The organism is Nocardioides sp. YR527 (assembly GCF_900101045.1).
Classification (GTDB): Bacteria; Actinomycetota; Actinomycetes; order Propionibacteriales; family Nocardioidaceae; genus Nocardioides.
The window spans coordinates 502,967-524,111 of sequence record NZ_FNFN01000004.1; the positions used below are offsets into that span (position 1 = coordinate 502,967).

At 70.9% G+C, this 21,145-nt stretch carries 23 protein-coding genes; 19 read left to right on the forward strand and 4 right to left on the reverse strand.

Annotated features, from left to right (window positions below; all coding sequences use genetic code 11):
- Positions 1-75: 75 nt before the first annotated feature.
- Positions 76-762, forward strand: a complete 687-nt coding sequence (locus BLT25_RS14995; protein ID WP_091047303.1) for a class E sortase — start codon at positions 76-78, stop codon at positions 760-762.
- A gap of 2 nt (positions 763-764) precedes the next feature.
- On the opposite strand, the gene BLT25_RS15000 is transcribed toward BLT25_RS14995, so the two are convergent.
- On the reverse strand, positions 765-968 hold the full coding sequence (locus BLT25_RS15000) for a DUF7489 domain-containing protein (RefSeq protein WP_218131346.1): 204 nt from the start codon (positions 966-968) through the stop codon (positions 765-767).
- A gap of 125 nt (positions 969-1,093) precedes the next feature.
- Between BLT25_RS15000 and BLT25_RS15005 the strand changes: the two genes are divergently transcribed.
- From BLT25_RS15005 to BLT25_RS15060, 12 genes are all read left to right on the forward strand, one after another.
- Entirely contained in the window at positions 1,094-1,744 is a 651-nt protein-coding gene (locus BLT25_RS15005) for a TetR/AcrR family transcriptional regulator (protein ID WP_091047306.1), read from the forward strand.
- Positions 1,741-2,976 (forward strand): NADH:flavin oxidoreductase/NADH oxidase family protein, encoded by a 1,236-nt coding sequence (locus BLT25_RS15010; protein ID WP_091047307.1) that lies wholly within the window; start codon positions 1,741-1,743, stop codon positions 2,974-2,976. Before BLT25_RS15005 ends, BLT25_RS15010 begins: the two co-directional genes overlap by 4 nt.
- A 15-nt stretch (positions 2,977-2,991) precedes the next feature.
- Complete coding sequence (locus BLT25_RS15015) at positions 2,992-3,651, forward strand: enoyl-CoA hydratase-related protein (RefSeq protein WP_091047310.1); 660 nt, start codon at positions 2,992-2,994, stop codon at positions 3,649-3,651.
- A gap of 98 nt (positions 3,652-3,749) precedes the next feature.
- Positions 3,750-4,574, forward strand: a complete 825-nt coding sequence (locus BLT25_RS15020) for an amidohydrolase family protein (RefSeq protein ID WP_091047312.1) — start codon at positions 3,750-3,752, stop codon at positions 4,572-4,574.
- 94 nt (positions 4,575-4,668) lie between these two features.
- On the forward strand, positions 4,669-5,205 hold the full coding sequence (locus BLT25_RS15025) for an MSMEG_0572/Sll0783 family nitrogen starvation response protein (RefSeq protein ID WP_218131347.1): 537 nt from the start codon (positions 4,669-4,671) through the stop codon (positions 5,203-5,205).
- A gap of 10 nt (positions 5,206-5,215) precedes the next feature.
- Positions 5,216-6,295: an MSMEG_0568 family radical SAM protein gene (locus BLT25_RS15030; protein WP_176883918.1), complete on the forward strand. Its 1,080-nt coding sequence runs from the start codon at positions 5,216-5,218 to the stop codon at positions 6,293-6,295.
- Positions 6,292-7,710 (forward strand): MSMEG_0567/sll0787 family protein, encoded by a 1,419-nt coding sequence (locus BLT25_RS15035; protein WP_091047315.1) that lies wholly within the window; start codon positions 6,292-6,294, stop codon positions 7,708-7,710. Before BLT25_RS15030 ends, BLT25_RS15035 begins: the two co-directional genes overlap by 4 nt.
- Positions 7,707-8,621 (forward strand): carbon-nitrogen hydrolase family protein, encoded by a 915-nt coding sequence (locus BLT25_RS15040; protein ID WP_091047318.1) that lies wholly within the window; start codon positions 7,707-7,709, stop codon positions 8,619-8,621. Before BLT25_RS15035 ends, BLT25_RS15040 begins: the two co-directional genes overlap by 4 nt.
- Positions 8,614-8,931 (forward strand): MSMEG_0570 family nitrogen starvation response protein, encoded by a 318-nt coding sequence (locus BLT25_RS15045; RefSeq protein WP_091047320.1) that lies wholly within the window; start codon positions 8,614-8,616, stop codon positions 8,929-8,931. The genes BLT25_RS15040 and BLT25_RS15045 overlap by 8 nt, the downstream gene beginning before the upstream one ends.
- On the forward strand, positions 8,928-10,247 hold the full coding sequence (locus BLT25_RS15050; protein ID WP_091047323.1) for an MSMEG_0569 family flavin-dependent oxidoreductase: 1,320 nt from the start codon (positions 8,928-8,930) through the stop codon (positions 10,245-10,247). The genes BLT25_RS15045 and BLT25_RS15050 overlap by 4 nt, the downstream gene beginning before the upstream one ends.
- A gap of 44 nt (positions 10,248-10,291) precedes the next feature.
- The gene (locus tag BLT25_RS15055; protein ID WP_091047325.1) at positions 10,292-11,146 is read left to right on the forward strand and encodes a carbon-nitrogen hydrolase family protein; all 855 of its coding nucleotides are present in this window, start codon (positions 10,292-10,294) and stop codon (positions 11,144-11,146) included.
- A complete protein-coding gene (locus BLT25_RS15060) occupies positions 11,143-12,249 on the forward strand; it encodes an MSMEG_0565 family glycosyltransferase (protein WP_091047327.1) in 1,107 nt (368 codons plus the stop codon). The genes BLT25_RS15055 and BLT25_RS15060 overlap by 4 nt, the downstream gene beginning before the upstream one ends.
- Here the strand turns inward: BLT25_RS15060 and BLT25_RS15065 are convergent.
- Positions 12,238-13,869, reverse strand: coding sequence for an ABC-F family ATP-binding cassette domain-containing protein (locus BLT25_RS15065; RefSeq protein ID WP_091047330.1), 1,632 nt, complete (start codon positions 13,867-13,869; stop codon positions 12,238-12,240). The two genes, BLT25_RS15060 and BLT25_RS15065, sit on opposite strands and share 12 nt — an antisense overlap.
- 256 nt (positions 13,870-14,125) lie before the next feature.
- Positions 14,126-15,697 (reverse strand): SulP family inorganic anion transporter, encoded by a 1,572-nt coding sequence (locus BLT25_RS15070; RefSeq protein WP_091047331.1) that lies wholly within the window; start codon positions 15,695-15,697, stop codon positions 14,126-14,128.
- 108 nt (positions 15,698-15,805) lie between these two features.
- Between BLT25_RS15070 and BLT25_RS15075 the strand changes: the two genes are divergently transcribed.
- The 3 genes from BLT25_RS15075 to BLT25_RS15085 are packed head-to-tail and all read left to right on the forward strand — an operon-like array spanning position 15,806 to position 19,202.
- Positions 15,806-17,305, forward strand: a complete 1,500-nt coding sequence (locus BLT25_RS15075) for an arylsulfatase (RefSeq protein WP_091047334.1) — start codon at positions 15,806-15,808, stop codon at positions 17,303-17,305.
- Entirely contained in the window at positions 17,305-18,306 is a 1,002-nt protein-coding gene (locus BLT25_RS15080) for a formylglycine-generating enzyme family protein (protein WP_091047336.1), read from the forward strand. Before BLT25_RS15075 ends, BLT25_RS15080 begins: the two co-directional genes overlap by 1 nt.
- The gene (locus BLT25_RS15085; RefSeq protein ID WP_091047338.1) at positions 18,303-19,202 is read left to right on the forward strand and encodes an HAD family hydrolase; all 900 of its coding nucleotides are present in this window, start codon (positions 18,303-18,305) and stop codon (positions 19,200-19,202) included. The genes BLT25_RS15080 and BLT25_RS15085 overlap by 4 nt, the downstream gene beginning before the upstream one ends.
- 129 nt (positions 19,203-19,331) lie before the next feature.
- Here BLT25_RS15085 and BLT25_RS15090 read toward each other — a convergent pair whose 3' ends face one another.
- Positions 19,332-19,532, reverse strand: coding sequence for a hypothetical protein (locus BLT25_RS15090; RefSeq protein ID WP_091047340.1), 201 nt, complete (start codon positions 19,530-19,532; stop codon positions 19,332-19,334).
- A gap of 137 nt (positions 19,533-19,669) precedes the next feature.
- Between BLT25_RS15090 and BLT25_RS15095 the strand changes: the two genes are divergently transcribed.
- Genes BLT25_RS15095 through BLT25_RS15105 form a run of 3 tightly spaced genes read left to right on the forward strand, consistent with a single transcriptional unit; the run spans position 19,670 to position 21,136 of the window.
- A complete protein-coding gene (locus BLT25_RS15095) occupies positions 19,670-20,155 on the forward strand; it encodes a DUF1269 domain-containing protein (RefSeq protein WP_091047342.1) in 486 nt (161 codons plus the stop codon).
- A gap of 4 nt (positions 20,156-20,159) precedes the next feature.
- Complete coding sequence (locus tag BLT25_RS15100; RefSeq protein WP_091047344.1) at positions 20,160-20,675, forward strand: DUF1269 domain-containing protein; 516 nt, start codon at positions 20,160-20,162, stop codon at positions 20,673-20,675.
- A gap of 2 nt (positions 20,676-20,677) precedes the next feature.
- Complete coding sequence (locus tag BLT25_RS15105; RefSeq protein WP_218131348.1) at positions 20,678-21,136, forward strand: DUF6069 family protein; 459 nt, start codon at positions 20,678-20,680, stop codon at positions 21,134-21,136.
- Positions 21,137-21,145 lie beyond the last annotated feature (9 nt).

Here is a 21,145-nt window from a genome sequence, read left to right on the forward strand (position 1 = left end):
CGCCTCGGGGCCGAACGGGCTTTCGCTGCGGGCGTACCGTGGATCGGGACCCAGCAGCACGCCTGAGGCGGCGCCATGAAGATCACATCGTTCCGGGCCGTCGCGACGGTCCTCGGCGCAATTGCGCTCGGCGGGTGCGGCACGGAGACGCCGTCGGTGACGAGCACGCCGCCGGGGCCATCGAGCTCGCCGGCTTCGACATCCCCGACGCCCTCACCGACTGTCACCGAGACGCCACCGCTGTCCTCCGAGGGCCGGCCGATGCGCGGCGAGCTGTCCATCCGCAGGATCGGCCTGACCGACCTCGAGGTCGTGCCCTACCGCGGATGGACCGACGATGCCCCGGGCACCGAGATCCAGAACAACGGCGTCGCGGCCAGTCCGTACGGTCCGCGCGGCGGCACCGGGCCGGGAGGGATCGGCAACTACCAGGTGACCGCCCACCGGCTCTCCTCGACGCAGGCGTTCCTCAGGCTGCCCGAGCTCCGGCGAGGCGACCGGGTCTCCGTGCGCACCGAGGAGGCGACGTACGTCTATCGCATCAGCGGTACCCGGGAGACCTCGTTCCGCTCGGAGGCGTCGCTGCGCGCCCAACGCGCCCCGGTCCCAGGCAAGCCCGGCGAGGAGCCCACCCGCGCGATGATCACGCTGTCGACCTGCGCCACTCCCGAGGACCACGCGGCCGGCAACTACTGGTCCGACGAGTTCGACAACCCTGAGCACAGGATCGACAAGATCGGGGTCCTCGTCGCCGTGCGATGACTTCAGGCGCGGTGCGGGTCGGCCCCCGCCTCCTTCAGGATGCGGTCTCCGACCTCGAGCTCCTTCCACAGAGCCCGGTCGACGCGGACCTTCTGGGTCTGCCCGGACTCCGTCCGGATCGTCAGCCGGCGGTAGAGGCTCGAACCGTCCAGCATCGCTCGCGACTTCTTGACGACTGTTCCATCCCAAGACTCGTCGTTGCTCACGCCTGCACTCCTCGCTGCTCGTCGTTGCCGCTGGCAGTTCGAGTACATCAGCCGGAGCGGCGACGTGACGCGCGACACACCTGTAACCATTGATCTAGAGCACTTGCTCTATTTAGGTTGTCCGCATGTCCCGGCAGCGACGCCACACCCTCGACGATCTTCTCGATGTCGCCGAGCAGATCGTGACCAGCGGCGACCCGTCCGGGTTGACGCTGCGGTCGCTGGCCACCGCGTCCGGGGCGTCGAACGGCACGATCTACCACGCGTTCGGGTCGAAGGACGTGCTGCTCGCACGACTGTGGCTGCGGTCGTGGTGCCGGCTGGGCGACCTGATGGCGGAGGCGATGGGGGAGCGTGCCCGGGCCCGCGGGGAGGACGCCGTCGTTGCGGTGGCGCTGACCCCCGTCGAGTTCGTACGCCGCTTCCCGGCCAGCGCGCGGCTCTTCTTCGCTCAACGCCGCGACCAGCTCTTCTCCGCCGACCTTCCGCCCGAGATCGAGACAGAGCTGGCCTCGGTCCAGGAGAGGTTCGTCGAGGTGCTGATCGCGCTGGCGCGGGGCGTGTGGGACCGCGGCGACCGGATCGCGGTCGAGGCGATCGCGGTCTGCGTCGTCGACCTTCCCGGCGGGATCCTGCGCCGCTGTCTCCTCGAGGACCGCGAGGCCGACGAGGCGACGGCGGCCCGGCTCGAGGCCGCGGTCCGCGCCATCCTCACGGTCCCGCTCGAGCCGCGTCCGGCCAAGGCATCACCGAACCCAACGAGGAGCAACCCGTGACCCGAGACCAGTCGATCCTGGCCCAGCCGCTCGAGCTGCCGAACGGGTTCGTGATCCCGAACCGGCTCGCCAAGGCCGCCCTCAGCGAGGGCCTGGGGCGTCGCGACTTCACCCCGGGAAGCCGCATCAAGAACCTCTACCGGCGCTGGGCCGGGAGCGGTGTCGGCCTCTCGATCACCGGCAACGTGATGGTCGACCGCACCGCGATCGGCGAGCCCGGCAACGTCGTGGTCGAGGACGACCGCCACCTCGATGATCTGGCCGAGTGGGCACAGATCGCCAAGTCTGGCGGCTCGAGGGTGTGGGTCCAGATCAACCACCCGGGGCGGCAGACGCCGCGTACGCTCACCGCTCACCCGGTGGCGCCCTCGGCGGTCGCCGTGCCCGGCACGGGCGGCCTCTTCGCCGAGCCCCGCGCGCTGACCACGCACGAGATCGAGGACCTGATCCGGCGCTTCGCCACCACCGCGAGGATCGTGACCGGGGCGGGCTTCGACGGCGTACAGATCCATGGCGCGCACGGCTACCTGATCAGCCAGTTCCTCTCGCCGCTGTCCAACCAGCGCACCGACGACTGGGGAGGCAACGCGGAGAAGCGGCGCCGCTTCGTGCTCGAGGTCCTCCGGGCCATCCGGGAAGAGGTCGGAGCCGGCACCCCCGTCGCGATCAAGCTCAACTCCGCCGACTTCCAGAAGGGCGGCTTCGGCGAGGAGGAGTCGCTCGAGGTCGTCCACGCGCTCGCCGAGGAGGGCCTGGACCTGCTCGAGATCTCGGGCGGCACCTACACCTCGGCGGCCATGCTCGGCGTGGACCCGTCGCTGAAGGCGAGCACCCGGCGGCGGGAGGCGTACTTCCTCTCCTACGCCGAACGGGTCCGCGCCGAGCTCCCGACGTTGCCGCTGATGCTCACCGGCGGGTTCCGCACAGCAGCCGGGATGGTCGACGCGGTCGAGTCCGGAGCGGTCGACCTCGTCGGCCTGGGAAGACCGCTCACCGTGCAGCCCGACTTCCCGGCACAGCTGCTGGACGGCCGCGCCGACGAGAGCGTCGTCAACCCGCGGCGCAGCGGCATCCGGATGCTCGACAGCCTCACCGAGCTGACCTACTACAGCGTCCAGATGTGGCGGATGGCGAAGGGTAAGGAGCCGGCGCCCGACCGGCACGCCGCGCTCAACGTGACCCAGTACCTCCTCAACAACGGCCTCGAGAGCCTGCGCTCCCCGCGCAGCTGACCCGGAAGGAACACCATGACCGTGACCCTGACCCAGCAGAACGATGTGTACGTCCTCGACATCGGCGACACCGAGAACCGGTTCAGCCCCGACTGGCTGACGTCGGTGAACGAAGCCCTCGACCAGGTCGTGGCCGCGCCCGCGCCGCTGGTCCTGACCGCGACCGGCAAGTTCTACTCCAACGGCCTCGACCTCGACTGGCTCGGGAAGAACGCCGACCAGTTCGGGCCGTACGTCACCCAGGTGCAGGCGCTGCTCGCCCGCATCCTGGTCCTCCCGGTGCCGACGGTGACCGCCATCAACGGGCACGCTTTCGGCGCCGGCGCGATGCTGGCGATCGCCTTCGACTGGCGGATCATGCGCGAGGACCGCGGCTTCTTCTGCTTCCCCGAGGTCGACATCCAGATCCCGTTCACCCCCGGCATGGCCGCCCTGATCCAGGCCAAGCTCACCCCGCGCGCGGCGACCGACTCGATGACCACCGGCCGGAGATTCCCCGGCCCCGACGCGCTCGCCGCCGGGATCGTGGACGGGACCGCGCCGGAGGCCGAGCTCGTCTCCCAGGCGATCGCGCTCGTCGCGCCGCTCGCGGGCAAGTCCGCCGAGACGCTCGGGAAGATCAAGTCGACGATGTACGCCACCGCGGTCGCCGCCCTCGAGGACGAAGGAGCCTGAGGGCTCGCGATCCGCGTTACCTCGAACTTACGAGCTGACGCGCACTCCGTATTCCAGGGGTAACCAGCCCGAAACGCCTGGGCCGAAGGCTTGATGCCATGACCAAGCCCCTTCGCGATGCGCACCGCCACATCGGCCGGCTGCCGGCGTACCCCTTCTACGGAGGGCCGGCGATCAACGCCGACGTGACCGCGAGAGCCACCGTGAAGGAGCTGGTCGCCGACCTCGATGCCGACCGGATCGAGCGTGCCCTGGTGCTGCCGAACTACGGCGTCCCGGACCCGGACGCCGCCTTCGGCCTCAACCACCTGGCCATCGAAGCAGCCCAGAGCGACGACCGGATCCGGTGCGGCCTGTGGGTCTCGCCGAAGCCGACCGACGCCGCCCGCAACGACGCGGCGCTCGCCCTTGCCGGCGAGGACGGCGTGGCCGCCCTCAAGACCAGCTTCCTGCTCGGCGGCCACCCCACCGACCCGGACTGTCTCGAGCAGCTCGACAAGGTCTTCGCCGCCGCCCGCGAGCATGACCTGACCGTGCACGTGCACACCTCTCCCGGCGCCGCCTCCGACATCGACCAGATCGGCACGCTCGTCGAGCGCTACGCCCGGGACGTACGCCTTCATCTCGTGCATCTCGGTGGCGGGATGAGCGGCCACATGAAGCTCATCGGTGGCCGGCTCTTCGACTGGATCGAGGCCGGGATGCAGGTCTACACCGACACCAGCTGGGCGATCGGCTTCGCGCCCACCTGGCTGGTCCAGGAGATCGAGCGCCGCGGTGTGGGGCACGACCGCATCCTCTTCGCCACGGACGCTCCGTGGGGTGACTTCGCCGGTGAGCACGCCCGCCTGTCCGACGCCGCCGGCGACGGCGAGCTCGCCGATGCCTTCTTCCACCACAACTTCTCAGCCCTCTACGGCTGAGACCGGCGGCACCTGCTGCCCCCGCCACGTCAACGACGACGGGCTCGCTCCACCAGCATCCCCTCCGCTCCCTTCGACTTCTCAGGAGACTCCTGTGACCGCTGACACCGCTGACATCGACGCCCAGATCGCCGAGAACATGGCCAAGTCGCTCGGCGAGATCCCGCACCCCTCGCAGCAGCCGGGCACCAACATCTACGGCTCGACGAAGATCTTCCCCGACTACCAGGCCGAGGACGGCGAGACGTACTTCACCCTCGTCCACGGCATCCCGCACGAGTCCTCGGTCAGCTTCGTCGCCGTTCTGCAGGCGACGCGGGCGCTGCGGAAGGGTTTCGACTCCGCCATCTACTTCTACGGGCCGGGCACGCTCGCCTGCATGGCCTCGCGTGGCTTCCCGACGATGGGCGATGCCGGGTTCCCCGGAGAGCTCAACACCAACGGCGCCATCGAGACCTTCATCAAGGAGGGCGGCACGGTCTTCTGCTGCCGCTTCGGGATGGGACTCCACGGTCTGCGCGAGGAGGACCTGATCGAAGGCGTCGTGCCCTCGCACCCGCTCGACGTGCAGGACGCGCTGATCCACTACGCCCGCAAGGGCGCCATCATCAACTCGACCTACAACCTCTGAGGGACCGGCCATGACTTCGCCGATCTCGTCCAGCACCCGCGTCGACGTCGCCATCCAGGGGATCCGCCTGCTCGACGCCCCCGTCGCCCGCCGCTCGGGCGCGGGGCCGAGCGATGACGGCCACGTCCTCCTGGACGGGGTCGGCGCGGCCATCCCGCTCAACCCCCGCAGCCCCTATTCCGTACGCGGCGGCAAGCTGCTCCTCGACGGGGCCGACACCGGCCTCGGCGTCGAGGCCGTCGCCCGGCCCCGCTTCTACGACCTGGTCACCGCCGACGGAGTCGGCTACGACAAGATCGCCCGCCTGCACTCGGCCAACGTGCTCGCCACGACCGTGGTCCAGACGTGTGCACGCTACGCCGCCGAGGAGCGTTGCCGTTTCTGCGCGATCGAGGAGTCGCTGCGCCAGGGCTCCACGATCGCGGTCAAGCAGCCCGCCCAGCTCGCCGAGGTCGCCCGGGCGGCGGTCGAGCTCGACGGCGTCACCCAGATGGTGATGACCACCGGCACCTCCCGGGGCCGCGACCGCGGGGCGACCCATCTGGCGCGCTGCGTACGTGCCGTGCACGAGGCCGTTCCGGACCTGCCGATCCAAGTGCAGTGCGAGCCTCCCGCTGACCTCGCCTCGATCCAGGAGCTGTACGACGCCGGTGCCCGCTCGATCGGCATCCACGTCGAGTCCCTCGATGAGGCGGCCCGGCTGCGCTGGATGCCGGGGAAGGGCTCGGTCCCGCTGAGCGAGTACCAGGCGGCGTGGGCCGAGGCCGTCCGCGTCTTCGGCTGGAACCAGGTCTCGACCTACCTCCTCGTCGGTCTCGGCGAGGACCCTGACGAGCTGGTCGCCGGCTGTGAGGAGCTCATCGCGATGGGGGTCTATCCGTTCGTCGTGCCCTACCGCCCGCTGGACGGCACGCTCGCCAAGGACGTCGACGCCGTCCCCGCGCCGCCGCACGCCGACGTCTACCGGGTCACGTCCCGCGTGGCCGCGGCGCTGCGCCGGGCCGGGATGGCCGGCGCCGACCAGGCCGCCGGCTGCGCGTCGTGCGGCGCCTGCTCCGCGCTCGGTGCCTGCGGGGAGGAGTCGGCATGACCGAGCTGCTCGACGACGTCATCCTGGCCGGTGGCGTACACCGTTCGCCGAGCCTGGAGGGCTACACCGTGGTCCGGGCCGAGGGCACGGCCGACATGGAGGCCTACCTCCGGCTGCGCCGGGAGGTCTTCGTCACCGAGCAGAGCCTCTTCGCGGGCTCCGATGTCGACGAGGTCGACGACGACCCGCGCCGGATCGTCCTGCTCGCCCGAGCTGAGGACGGCGAGATCCTGGGCGGCGTACGCCTCCATCCGGCGCAGCCGGACGCCCGCGACGTGGGCTGGTGGCGGGGCAGCCGCCTGGCGGTCAAGCCCGATGCCCGGCAGCTTCTCGGGGTCGGCGCGGCGCTCGTCCGAGCGGCCTGCGCCGCGGCCGAGCACGCCGGTGCGCTCCGCTTCGACGCCACCGTCCAAGCCCGCAACGAGGGGCTGTTCCGCAGGCTGGGCTGGACCCCGCGCGAGCGGATCCACCTCCACGACATGACCCATGTGGTGATGGAGTGGCCGCTCGTACGCATCCGGCAGCTGTCCGAGGCCACCAAGTCACCCCTGGGCGACCTGGTCGGTGCGCTCGTCGGACGGTCGACCCCCGGGTTCCGAGGTGACGACGGCGCACCCGTCCCCGGCAGCGACCTGGTCGCGGCCTGCGACGCGATCCTTCCCTCGATGGTCGAGCGCGACCCCGAGTGGGCCGGCTGGTGCGCGGTCCTGGTCAACGTCAACGACCTCTCCGCGATGGGCGCGGAGCCGGTCGGCCTGCTCGACGCCATCGGTGCCCGGGACGCGTCCTTCGCCCGCCGGATCGTGCGTGGGCTGGCCGAGGCCGCGCAGGCGTGGGGGGTACCCGTCCTCGGCGGGCACACCCAGCTGGGCGTCCCCGCCGCCCTCTCGGTCACCGCCCTCGGGCGAACCGAACGGCCGGTCCCGGGCGGCGGGGGAGCACCCGGCAACCGGCTCCGCCTGAGCGCGGACCTGGGCGGAGGATGGCGGCCCGGCTACCACGGCCGCCAGTGGGACTCGTCCTCGCACCGCACCTCCGCCGAGCTGCGGGCGCTGTCCGGGGTAGTGCCCGTGCTGGCACCAGCGGCGGCGAAGGACGTCAGCATGGCCGGCCTCGTCGGCACCGCGGGAATGCTGGCCGAGGCCAGCGGCTGCCGCGCGATCATCGACGTCGGCGCCGTCCCCACCCCAGACGCTGCCTCCACCGCGGACTGGTTCACCTGCTTCCCGGGCTTCGCGATGCTCACCGCCGAGGAGCCCGGCCGCATCGAGGCACCGCCCGGCCTGCCCGGTTTCGTCTCCTCCGCCGTCTGCGGCGAGCTGGTCGCGGGCACAGGCGTCGGCCTGCGCTGGCCGGACGGCACCGTCACCGACGCCATCGACCACACCGTCACCGGACTAGGACCCGCGACATGACCATCAACGACTCGCGCCATCGCACCGCCGTGGCCGCCGTCTGCGCCGGCTTCGGCCGGGACGTCGACGAGAACCTCGCTCAGATCGCCGCCCTCATCGACGACGCGCGGCAGGTCGGGGTCGGCCTGCTCGCCCTGCCCGAGGCATCCCTCGGCGGATACCTCTCCGTGCTCGGAGCCGGACGCGACGGCAACCACGACGAGGCACCGGAGGACCTCCCGCCCGTGATGGACGTCGACGGCCCGGAGCTCGCCCGAGTCGCCGCACTGGCCGGCGAGATGACCGTTGTCGTGGGCCTGTGCGAGTCCGACGGCGCCGACCGCTACAACACCGCCGCCGTCGTCACCGGCGACGGCGTGCTGGGTACCCACCGCAAGGTGCACCAGCCGCTCGGCGAGAACCTCTACTACGCGGCCGGCGACGGGTTCGGTTGCGTGGACACGCCGGCCGGTCGGATCGGCACCATGATCTGTTACGACAAGGCGTTCCCCGAGGGAGCCAGAGCGCTGGCCGTCGACGGCGCCGAGGTCATCGCCTGCATCTCCGCATGGCCGGCCTCCCGCACCGGCACCAGTGCGTCGATCGAGGACGACCGGTGGACGAAGCGCTTCAACCTCTTCGACGCCGCGCGGGCGCTCGAGAACCAGGTGGTCTGGCTCGCCTCCAACCAGCACGGGACCTTCGGAAAGCTTCGCTTCGTCGCCAACGCGAAGGTGGTCGGTCCGGGCGGCGACGTCCTGGCGACGACCGGTGTCGACGCCGGCATGGCCGTGGCAGAGCTGGACGTGCCGAGCGCCCTGGCGACCGCACGCCGGGCGATGTTCCACCTCCGTGACCGTCGGCCGGAGGCGTACCCTTCGGCGCTGGCGACCGCCGAGCCGTTCTCCCAGGTGGGTGAAGGACATGCCTGAGATGACCTTCACCGTGCGCTGGCCCGACGGAAGCGTCGAGGACTGCTACTCACCCTCGCTGGTGGTGCACGACCACCTGGCGGTCGGCCGGACGTACGCCGTCGACGACTTCCTCGACCGCAGCCTGACCGCCCTGGCCGCCGCCTCCGAGCGGGTCCGCGCGAGATTCGGCTTCGCCTGCACCAGCGCGATAGCGACCGCCGAGCAGCTGCGGGCCTCCTCCGCTGCGTACGGACCGGGCCAGCTCGTCACCGTCCTCGCCATGCACCCGCCTCTTCCTCTCACCCCGAGCCCGCAGGAGTCCCGATGACCACCCACCGCACCACCGTCGCCATCGTCGGCGGCGGCCAGGCAGGCCTGGCCGCCAGCTGGTTCCTCGTTCGCGACGGTGTGGACCACGTCGTCCTCGAGGCGGGCACCGCCGGCCACGAGTGGGCCGACACCCGCTGGGACAACTTCACCCTCGTGACGCCCAACTGGCACTGCCGCCTGCCCGGCTACGAGTACGCCGGGCCCGACCCGGACGGCTTCATGACCCGCGACGAGGTGGTGAGATGGCTCGCCGGCTACGCGCCGACCTTCGGACCGCCGCTGCGCGAGCACACCCGGGTGACCTCGCTGGCCCAGCGCGCCGAGGGAGGGTTCCTGGTCGAGGCCGAGGGACCTGATGGCGCCGAAGCCTGGGAGGTCGAGCACGTCGTGGTCGCGACCGGCGGCTACCACGTCCCGGTCGTGCCGGCCTGGGCGCCCGCGCTCGACCCTGGCATCGACCAGCTGCACTCTGCCGACTACAGGAGCGCCTCGCGGCTCCGGCCGGGCGGAGTCCTGGTCGTCGGCTCGGGGCAGTCCGGGGCGCAGATCGCCGAGGACCTGCACCTGGAGGGACGCCAGGTGCACCTCGCGATCGGCGATGCTCCCCGGGTCGCCCGTTTCCACCGCGGGCGTGACTGCATGACCTGGCTGGCCGAGATGGGGCTCTACGACACCCCCGTCACCGGCTACCCGGGCGGACTCGCCGCACGGGAGAAGACCAACCACTACGTCACCGGCCGCGACGGCGGCCGGGACATCGACCTGCGCCAGTTCGCCGCCGAGGGCATGCGGCTCTACGGGCGGCTCGAGTCCGGGGCAGGCACCGATCTCGCGATCGCACCCACGCTGCGCGACGCGCTCGACTCCGCCGACGACGTCTACCGCTCGATCTGTCGCGACATCGACGCCCACCTCGAGACGCAGGGTCTCGAGGTCGCACCCGCCGAGGCCTACCGCCCCGTCTGGGAGCCCGAGGCCGACCCGACGGGCCTCGACCTCGCCGAGGCAGGCATCACGACGATCATCTGGGCGATCGGCTACCGGCCCGACTACCGCTGGGTCCGCGCGGGCGTCTTCGACGGGACCGGGAGGCCGACCCACACCCGGGGCGCGACCGCCGTCGCCGGTCTCCACTTCCTCGGTCTGCCCTGGCTGCACACCTGGGGCTCCGGCCGCTTCCTCGGTGTCGCCGCGGATGCCGAGCATGTCACCGGCATCATCGCCGGTCGAGCCGGTCAGGCCACCGAGCGTGCCGCCGATCTGGCGCGTCGGCGCTCGCCGGGGCTCCTCGATGCCTCCGCCGCGGTTGCCTGAGGTGGTCCTGTCCCGGACCCATGACGACGGATAGGTTGAGGACCATGTCGAACGTTCGCATCGGGGCGGTCGCGGCCCACTTCGGCCGGGATCTGCCCCGGGCGGTCGCCAAGCTGGAAGGGATCGTCGACGACGCCCGCCGCAACGGGGTCGGCCTGCTGGTCCTCCCGGACGCGACCCTCGGCGGCTACCTCTCCGACCTACGCCACCCCGACCCGCACACGCTGCCGCCGGCCCTCACCGAGGACTCCTTCGAGCTGGGCAGGGTGATCGCGATGGCCGGCGAGATGGTGATCTGCCTCGGCTACGCCGAGGAGGTCGTCGCCGAGGGCCAGGCACGGCTCTACAACTCCGCCGTCTGCCTCAGCGGGGACGGGATCCTCGGGCGGCATCGCAAGGTGCATCAGCCCGCCGGTGAGTCGCTCGTGTACGCGGCGGGAGAGCGGTTCGCGGCCTTCGACACCCCGGTCGGGCGGCTCGGGATGCTGATCGACTACGACAAGACCTTCCCGGAGGCGGCCCGCACCCTTGCGCTCGACGGGGCGTCGGTGATCGCCTGCCTGTCGGCCTGGCCGGCTTCGGTCACCGACCGGGCCTCGCGGCTCCCGCAGGACCGGCAGTCGCGGCTCTTCGACCTCTACGACCAGGCCCGGGCGGCCGAGAACCAGGTCGTCTGGGTCTCCTCCAACCAGACCGGGGTGATGGGTGGGCTGCGCTTCCTGGGACAGGCCAAGGTCGTCGGCCCCGGTGGCGAGATCCTTGCTCGCACCACGTCCAAGGGCGGCCTCGCCGTCGCGGAGATCGACGTCGAGGCGGAGATCGCCCGGTCCCGTCGGGTCCTGCACCACCTCAAGGAGCTGACCCCGACGGCCTACCAGCCTCCCCGGGCAGCGCGATGAGGATCGCGCTGCTCACCTACTCCACCCGGCCCCGAGGTGGTGTCGTGCACACGCTGGCGCTCGCCGAGGCGCTGGCCGCACTCGGCGAGGACGTCCACGTCTGGACCCTCGGGCGCCACGGCGACACGGCGTTCTTCCGTCCGGTCGATCCGGCGGTCACCGTCCATGCGGTGCCGTTCGAGGCTCGGGACGACGAGTCCGTGGGTGAGCGGATCGTGCGGTCCATCGACGTGCTGAGGGCCGCCTTCGCGCAGCAGCGGGACCACTACGACATCGTGCACGCCCAAGACTGCATCAGCGCCAACGCCGCCCTTCCGTGCCTCCGCACCATCCACCATCTCGACCACTTCACCACCCCGCAGCTAGCCGCCTGCCACGAGCGGGCCGTCGTCGAGCCGTACGCCCGGGTCTGCGTCTCGCAGTCGGTCGCCGACGAGGTCTCGGCCGGCTGGGGGCTCACCCCGGCCGTCATCCCCAACGGCGTCGACGCCGCCCGGTTCGCCGCCGGTGCCGGCGACGCCGCCGGACGCGAAGCCTGGCGATCGCGCCTCGGCCGCTACGTCCTCGCGCTCGGCGGGATCGAGCCGCGCAAGGGTTCGATCGACCTGCTCGAGGCGTACGCCGGCCTGCGAGCCTCCGACCCCCGCCACGAGGACCTGACACTGGTCTTCGGCGGCGGCGAGACGCTCTTCGACTACCGCGACTACCGGGCCGCGTTCGACGCCCGGGCCCGCGAGCTGGGCGTGCCGGTCGTCGTCACCGGTATGGTCGCCGAGAACGAGCTGCCGGCCCTGGTGGCCGAGGCCGGCGCACTCGCGATGGTCTCGACCAAGGAGGGCTTCGGCCTCGCGGCCCTGGAGGCGCTGGCGGCCGGCGTACCCGTCGTCGCGCGCGACCTGCCGGTGCTCCGCGAGGTCTTCGCCGAGACGGTCGCCTACGCCTCGAGCCCGGCAGAGATCGCCGCGGCGCTGGGCAGCGTCCTGGACACGCCGCCCGAGCCGGCGGCGGGGCGCGAGCTCGCCGCCGGCTACACCTGGAATCGCGCCGCGCGCGCCCACCAGACCTTCTACGAGCGCACCGTCCGCGACCTGTCAGGCGGGTGAGGTGGGTCCGGCGATCTCCTCCAGGTCCCGCCGCTGGTGCATCCGCCCGGCGCCGTCGAGCTCGATGACGATGTCGATGCCGATCCGCTCCAGGAACCCGAAGTCGTGGCTGACGACGAGCAGTGCGCCGCGGTAGGCGTCGAGAGCCTCGGCGAGCTGCTCGACGCTGGCGATGTCGAGGTTGTTGGTCGGCTCGTCGAGGATCAGCAGCTGGGCGGGCGGGTCGGCCAGGAGGAGACGGGCGAGCGAGACGCGGAAGCGTTCGCCGCCCGAGAGCGTACGTACCGGGCGGTCGACGCTGTCGCCCCGAAGGAGAAGCCGGGCGAGCTGGTTGCGGATGGTGCCGGACGGCGTCTCGAGGGCGACGGCGCGTACGTTCTCCATCGCGCTGGCCTCGTCGTCGAGTCCGTCGAGACGCTGGGGGAGGAGACCCACCAGATCGGTGAGGAGACGGCCGTGCGGGCGACCTTCCACAGGCTCGGATCCCCGCACGAGATGCGCGAGAAGGGTCGACTTCCCGGAGCCGTTCGCGCCGATCAGCGCGACCCGCTCCGGCCCCTGGACCACGACCGTCCGGCCCTCGTCCTCCAGCTCCGCGATCCGCCGACCGCGCGGTACTCCGGGATCGGGGAGGGTGAGGTGGATGTGCTCCTCGTTGCGTACGCGAGACCCGGCCGCGTCGACCGCGGCCTGGGCGGCCTTCACCTTGTCGTCGAGCGTTGAGCGGAGCGAGCCGGCGTACGCCTGAGCCTTGCTGGCCCGGTTGCCGGCGAGGATCTTCGGGATCCCGCCGTCCTTCTGGGTCTTCTTGGCGGTCCGCTCGCGACGGGCGAGCTTCGTCTCGGCCTCGATGCGCTGTCGCTTCTCGACCTTGAGCGCCTGCTGAGCGGACCGAGCGGCCTGCTCGGCGGCCGACTGCTCCTGCTCCCGGTGCTCCTTCCAGGCGCTGTAGGGGCCGCCGAAGGTGGTCAGCGTCCCGGCGTACAGCTCGGTGGTGCTGTCCATGTGGTCGAGCAGCTCGAGGTCGTGGCTGACGACCACGAGGGTTCCCGGCCACTGGTCGACGAACTCGGTGAGCTTGGCGCGGGTGGCCCGGTCCAGGTTGTTCGTGGGCTCGTCGAGCAGCGTGATCGGGGTCCGGCGGATGCGCAGGCCGGTGATCGCGATCAGCATGCCCTCGCCGCCGGAGATCTCGGCGACACGACGGTCGAGGTCAGCCGCGGAGAAGCCGATCTGGTCAAGAGCCTCGTCGGCGCGGGACTCGATGTCCCAGTCGTCGCCGATCGCGTCGAAGTGACGCTGGTCGACCTCGCCGGACTCGATCGCCCGGATCGCAGCGAGGATCCCGGCGATGCCGAGCAGGCCGGCGATCGTGGTCTCACGCCGCAGCGTGAGCGTCTGCGGCAGGTAGCCGACCTCACCCCCGGCGTCGATGTGACCGGACGTCGGGGAGAGCTCGCCGGCGATGAGGCGGAGCAGGGTGGACTTGCCGGCGCCGTTGCGACCGATCAGACCGGTGCGGTCGGTGCCGAAGGTGCCGTTGACGCGGTCGAGCGCGACGCTGCCGTCGGGCCACTCGAAGCTCAGGTCGCGCAGGGTGATGGCGGATGGGGTGGACATAGCTGTGTTCTCTCGTCTCTCCCGTCGAGCGCCGAGCGGCGCGACGGGAATCAGGTACGTGTCGACAGGAACGCGAACGTGCCGGAGAGCTTCACGCGGCGACGCCCGGCAAGGGCGGACGCGCGCGTGCGTCGAGAAGTGATCGTTCACCGATGCGGGATGCCCGCACGGGCGAAGCCACCGGCAAGTCCGGTGGCTAGATCTTGTCCACCTCGATCAGTCCCACCCCTTCACTTTATCAGCCGTGCGGCGCCGCTCATCCCACGAACCCGGCCTGCTCCGCCTCCGCGAACCACGGCGCCTGGCGGAGAGTGGGAAGCACGTCGTCGGGCACGTCGAGGAGAACCAGATCGGTCCCGTTGGAGGCGAGGTCGTCGCGCAGCGAGCGGAGAGTGTTGAGCAGCGGGACGGTGACGTGGGTGAGCGCGGAGACGTCGAGGGTGACCGTTCGGGGCCCGGAGGCCTGGATCAGCCCGAGCGCCGCGTCGTAGGTGGCCTGGGCGTTGCCGGTGTAGAGGTCGCCGGTGAGCACGAGCGGGAGGACCTCCGCCGAGGCCGAGGGGCGATCGAGCCGTCGCACCCGCGGCTGGTTCACCGCGCGGATGACCAGCAGCAGGGTGAGACCGACCCCGACCGCGACACCGAGGAGCATCCCGCCGGTCAGGCCGACGGCAGCGACGGCGAGGGCGACCCAGAGCTCTGCCCGGTCGACAGCGGCGTACGTCCTGAGCTCGCGTGGATCGAGCAGACCGGCCACCGCCACCAGCACCATGGCGGCCAGGATGGTCTGGGGCAGGTCGGCCAGCAGGGGCGCCAGCGCGAGCGCGACGAGCAGCGCCAGGCCGACCGTCACCAGCCCGGCGAGCTGTGTGCGGGCGCCCGATCGGAGGTTCACGGCCGACTGCGAGAACCCGCCGGCCGGGGGCAGCGACTGGGTGAGCCCGCCGGCCAGGGCGCCGATGCCCGTGGCGACCAGCTCGCGGTCCACGTCGATGGCCGGCTCCCGGCGGCGCCGGTTGGTCCGCGCCACCAGCACCGTCTCCAGGAACGACATGAGCGCGATGGCTATCGCGCCGGGGAGCAGCCCGATCACGTCGTCGACGACCGGCAGGCTCAGCGACGGCAGCCCGGTGGGCACCGGGTCGATGAGGGCGAGGCCGCGGTCCTCCACGCCGCTGGCGGCCACCAGCGCGATGCCCGCCGCGACGACGACGAGCGGCCCGGGCACGGCCGGCGCCACCCGCCGGAGCACCAGGAGCACCATGATCGCGGCGATCCCGACGACCGCGGTCACCGCCGAGAGCTCCGGGAGCTCGCGGGCGACCGCGACCAGCTCCTCGACGAAGCCCTCCGCCTCCGGGTCCGCCGAGAGGCCGAGCAGAGCCGGCAGCTGACTGGCGACGACGGTGAGGCCGACGCCGAGCCGGATGCCGGTCATGGTGGCGGGGGAGATGCTCTCGACCAGCGCGCCCAGCCGGGCCAGCCGCATCACCAGCAGACACACGCCCACGAGGAAGGTCAGCGTGAACGCGGCCCGCATGAGCTCGTCGGGTTCATGCTCGGGCAGGGTGGCCAGCGAGCTGGCCACCAGGACGGAGATGGTCGACGTGGTCGAGACGCTCAGCGCGCGTGAGCCGCCGAGCAGGGCGTATGCCGCCATCGGCAGCAGGCACGTGTAGAGCCCGACGCTGGCAGGCATGCCCGCGATCGTGGCGTACGCCATCGCCTGGGGGATCACGACCGTCCCCGTCGCGAGCCCGGCGAGCACATCGCCGCGCAGCCACGAGCGGTGATAGCCGCGCATCGTCGGGATCAGCCATGTCTTCACGGCCCCACTCCATCGCGATCGGGTGCTCCGACAGGTCACCCGAGTCGGGGGAGGTCGCGCGCGTGAGGGCCTGCCTAGCCTCCGAATACATACCCGAGGAGGCTCTTCATGTCCGACAAGCCCAACATCCTCATCATCTGGGGCGACGACATCGGTATCAGCAACTTGAGCTGTTACAGCGATGGGCTCATGGGCTACCGCACGCCCAACATCGATCGGATCGCTGCCGAGGGCATCCGGTTCACCGACTCCTACGGTGAGCAGAGCTGTACGGCGGGACGCGCGGCGTTCATCACCGGGCAGAACCCCTACCGCACGGGGCTGACCAAGGTCGGCATGCCCGGCGCTGACCTCGGCCTGCGCGCCGAGGACCCGACCATCGCGACGGCGCTGAAGTCGCTGGGATACGCGACCGGGCAGTTCGGCAAGAACCACTTCGGCGACCGCGACGAGTTCCTCCCGACCATGCACGGCTTCGACGAGTTCTTCGGCAACCTCTACCACCTCAACGCCGAGGAGGAGCCGGAGCAGTACGACTACCCGCGGGAGGACGAGTTCCCCAACTTCCGCAAGAGATTCGGTCCGCGCGGGGTCATCCACTCGTGGGCCAACGGCGACGGCACCCAGCGCATCGAGGACACCGGCCCGCTCACCAAGGAGCGGATGAAGACGATCGACGACGAGGTCGTGCCCGAGGCGCTGCGGTTCATGAGCGACGCCAGCTCGAACGACACCCCGTTCTTCGTGTGGCTCAACACCACCCACATGCATTTCCGGACCCACGTCAAGGACGGCAGCCGCGGCAGGGCCGGCCGGTGGCAGTCCGAATACCACGACACGATGATGGACCACGACGAGCTGGTCGGGTCGGTCCTGGACTTCCTCGACGAGAACGGGCTGGCCGACAACACCATCGTCATGTACTCCACCGACAACGGCCCGCACATGAACAGCTGGCCCGACGCCGGCATGACGCCGTTCCGCAACGAGAAGAACTCCAACTGGGAGGGCGCCTACCGGGTCCCGGCCATGGTCCGCTGGCCCGGCCGCATCCCCGCAGGCGAGGTACGCAACGGGATCGTCAGCCACAACGACTGGTTCGTCACGCTGCTCGCCGCGGCCGGTGACACCGACGTCGCCGAACGGCTCAAGACCGGGACCGAGCTGGCGGGCACGACGTACAAGGTGCACCTGGACGGCCACAACCAGCTCGACTACTTCACCGGCGAGGCCGAGGAGAGCCCGCGCAAGCACTTCTTCTACGTCACCGACGACGGCGATCTTGCGGGCATGCGGTTCGACAACTGGAAGTTCATCTTCCTCGAGCAGCGTCGGACCGGGACGCTGGCCATCTGGCTGGACCCGTTGGTGGAGCTGCGAGCCCCCAAGATCTACAACCTGCGTCTGGACCCGTTCGAGAAGGCGGAGGGTACGTCGAACACCTACTTCGACTGGATGCTCGACCACGCCTGGCTGCTCATCCCGGCTCAGACGTACGTCGCGCAGATGCTGTCTTCGCTGGTCGAGTTCCCGCCCCGGCAGACGCCGGCGACGTTCAGCGTCGACCAGCTGATGGAGAAGCTCAAGGCCGGCATGCCGAGCAGCTGATGACCAGCCAGCCCCTCACCAGCCGGCCCTTCACCAGGCAGCCCAGCTCCAGGCATCCGGTCGTCGACCTGCCCGGCGGCACCTTCACGATGGGGTCGGACGACCACTATCCGGAGGAGGCCCCGACCCACCGCGTGCGGGTCGGGGCGTTCTCCATCGACGCGCACCAGGTCACCAACGAGCAGTTCGCGAGATTCGTGCGCAAGACCCGCTACGTCACCGTCGCCGAGCGGCCGGTCGACCCGGCCGATTTCCCCGGCGCGCCGCCGGAGAACCTGCAGCCGGGCTCGCTCGTCTTCGCGCCGACCCCCGGGCCGGTCGACCTCCGGCACGTGAGCCAGTGGTGGACCTGGACGCCGGGGGCGTGCTGGTCGGCGCCGGAGGGGCCGGGCAGCTCGGTCAAACGCCGGCCCGACCATCCGGTCGTCCACGTCGCGCTGGAGGATGCCCTGGCGTACGCCTCCTGGGCCGGCGGCGACCTGCCCACCGAGGCCGAGTGGGAGTACGCCGCACGCGGCGGGCTCGAAAGAGCCGCCTTCACCTGGGGCGACGAGCCGCGCCCGGAGGGCCGGATCATGGCCAACACCTGGGACGGGCCGGACTTCCCGTGGCGGCACACCCGCGAGAGCGGCTTCTCCCGCACCTCCCCGGTCGGGAGCTTCCCGGCCAATGGCTTCGGGCTCTTCGACATGGCCGGGAACGTGTGGGAGTGGACCAGCGACTGGTGGACCGACCGGCACCCCGACGAGGTCGCGAAGCCGTGCTGCGTACCCGTCGACCCGCGCGGTGGCGACGCCGAGCAGAGCTTCGATCCCGCGCAGCCGCAGTTCCGGATCGCGCGCAAGGTGGTCAAGGGCGGCTCGCACCTGTGCGCCGACACCTACTGCCTGCGCTACCGACCAGCGGCCCGTCGCCCGCAGATGGTCGACACCGGCACCAGCCACATGGGCTTCCGATGCGTACGCCGCCCCGGGACCCAGCAACCGAAGGAGACACCGTGAGCGACCAACTGCTGCCGTCCTGGCGTCCGGGTGCCACCCGCGACGCCGTCCTGGCCTTCCTCGACGCCTCCGAGGACGTACCCGTGGCCGACCGGGTGGCCTGCTTCGACAACGACGGCACCCTGTGGTGCGAGCGCCCGTCCTACGTCCAGCTCGACTTCTTCCTCGACGCGCTGCGCACGAGCGCGGCGGCCGACCCGTCGGTCAAGGAGCAGGCGGAGTTCGCGGCGCTGCTCTCGGGTGACCAGCAGGCGATCGGCGACATCGGCCTGGAGCGGATCGCGATGGCGCTCACCGGCCTCTTCGTAGGGCTCTCGCCCCAGGACTTCACCGCGCGGACACGCGAGTTCATGGCTCGCGCCGACCACCCGACCCTCGGGCGGCCGCATCGGACCTGCACCTACGTACCGATGCTCGAGCTCATCGACGAGCTGCGGCGCCGCGACTTCTCGGTGACCGTCGTGACCGGGGGAGGGACCGAGTTCGTCCGGGCCGTCAGCCAGGAGCTCTACGGAGTGCCGCCCGAGGCGGTGGTGGGCACGCTCATCGAGTACGACTACGAGGCTGACCCGCCGCGTCTGAGCCGGTCGGGGCGCCTGGTCGGCGCCGCCAACGAGGGCACCGCCAAGGTGTCGAACATCCAGACCCAGCTAGGACGGCGCCCGATCCTCGCCGTCGGCAACTCCGGCGGCGACCGGGAGATGCTGGAGTGGGCGGCGGGCGGCGACGGTCCGACGCTCGCATTGCTCGTCAACCACGACGACGCCGAGCGCGAGTTCTCCTACGTCAGTACCGCGCAGACCTTCACCGATCCCGAGCCGATCACCGACGTCGGCGCCCGGCTGGGCTGGACCGTGATCAGCATGGCTCGCGACTGGGAGACGATCTTCGACTGACTCGCCGAGTCGGCTCATCCTGACCGAATTTCCCGCCGAGTCGGCTCGTCAAGACGAGCCGACTCGGCGGGAAATCTTGTCAGTTAGCGCCGACTCGGCGGGTCACTGGACGGTCGGGGTCGAGCCGCGTCAGTCGGGGATGGTGACGACCTCGATGACGTCGATGTCATCGGCGCGCAGCGCGTGCAGGACGCCCTGCAGAGCCTCCTGGTCGGGAACCTCGCCGGTGAGCGTCGACTGCTCGCGGTGCGCCTGGACGGACAGCTGGGGGAATGCCTTCTGAAGCTCGTTGGAGAGCTCACCGTTCACCCTGATCAGGACCCTCGTCATGGTCTTCCTCGACTGCTCACGTACGGCACGCTACGAACCGCACCGGCACCGTGGTTCACCGAATTCGGGTGATGCTGGGCATCGGCCGTGCCGGGATTGTCGAGGAGGAACGCAGTCAACGACAGCAAGGACTTGAGATGGCGACCCTGACGGTATGGAAGTACGACACGACCGAAGGCGCAGACCAGGCTGTGAACAACCTGGAGGGGCTCGTCAAGCAGGGCCTCATCGTTCTCGAGGACGCCGCGACCGTGCGCTGGGAGGTCGGCAAGAAGAAGCCGAAGACCAGGCAGCTGACCAGCACCAAAGCCATGGGGGCGATGAGCGGCACCTTCTGGGGCATGCTCTTCGGACTCATCTTCTTCGTACCGCTGCTGGGAGCAGCGGTCGGGGCTGCGACCGGCGCCCTGACCGGCTCGCTGACCGACGTCGGCATCGACGACGCCTTCATCAACAAGGTCCGCGACCAGGTCACTCCCGGCACCTCGGCACTGTTCCTGATGACCTCCGACGCGGTGATCGACAAGGTGCACGAGGCGATGAAGGGTCACGAGGGCGAGCTGATCTTCACCAACCTCAGCAGTGAGCAGGAGACCGCGCTGCGTGAGGTCTTCGCCGAGTGACGTCATGGCCAGCCTGACCGCGTGGGTCTACGACCGGATCATGGGCGCCACCGACGCCGAGGTCTGGCTCAAGGACCTGCAGGAGCGTGGTGCGCTCACGGTTCACGACGCCATCACGCTCACCTGGTTCCCGGGAGCGGAGGAGCCGCAGATCGGCCACCTCCGTCACCGTACGACGGCTGCCGCGGCCAAGGGCTCGTTGGTCGGTGGTCTTCTCGGGATCCTCGTGTTCAACCCGGTCGCGGGCGCCGTTGTGGGGGCGGCGTCCGCGGCCGCGGTTCAACGTCTGAGGCGGGCCGGGATCGGTGACGAGCTGCTCACCGAGGTCGCCGGCCATCTCGGGCCAGGCAAGTCCGCACTCGTCGTGCTGAGCAGCGGCGGGGACCCGGACGCGGTCGCCGCGGCCATGAAGCACGGAAACCCCACGCTCGTCTACGCCGAGCTGGACGACGAGGTCGCCGAGGAGCTCGAGGAGCTCCTCCGCGCAGAGACCACAGAACCGACCGACGACGGAGACTGATCATGGCGATGAACCAACCTCCCACCGCACGACTGAAGCCCACGGTCAACGCCGGCCGGCTCTGGGCGGGCGGCGCCGCCGCCGCGGTCGTGGCCGCGCTGCTCGCGGTCGCCGGCATCGTGATCGCGAGGGGCATCTTCGACATACCCATCCTCGCCCCCGAGGGCGACGGGGTCTGGGGAGACGCCTCGACGTGGTGGTACGCCGTCTGGGCAGCGGTCGCCGGGCTGCTGGCCACGGCCGTCGCCCATGTGCTCCTCCTGACCACACCGCAGCCGCGGACCTTCTTCGGGTGGATCGTCGGCCTGGCCACCGTCATCGCGGCGCTGTGGCCCTTCACGTCCGACGCGGGGCTGGACACCAAGCTCGTCACCATGCTGATCAACCTGGTGATCGGGATCGCCATCGGCTCGCTGGTGTCGAACGTCGCTCGGAGCGCGGTCCTTCCCGAGGTCCGGTGAACACAGCCA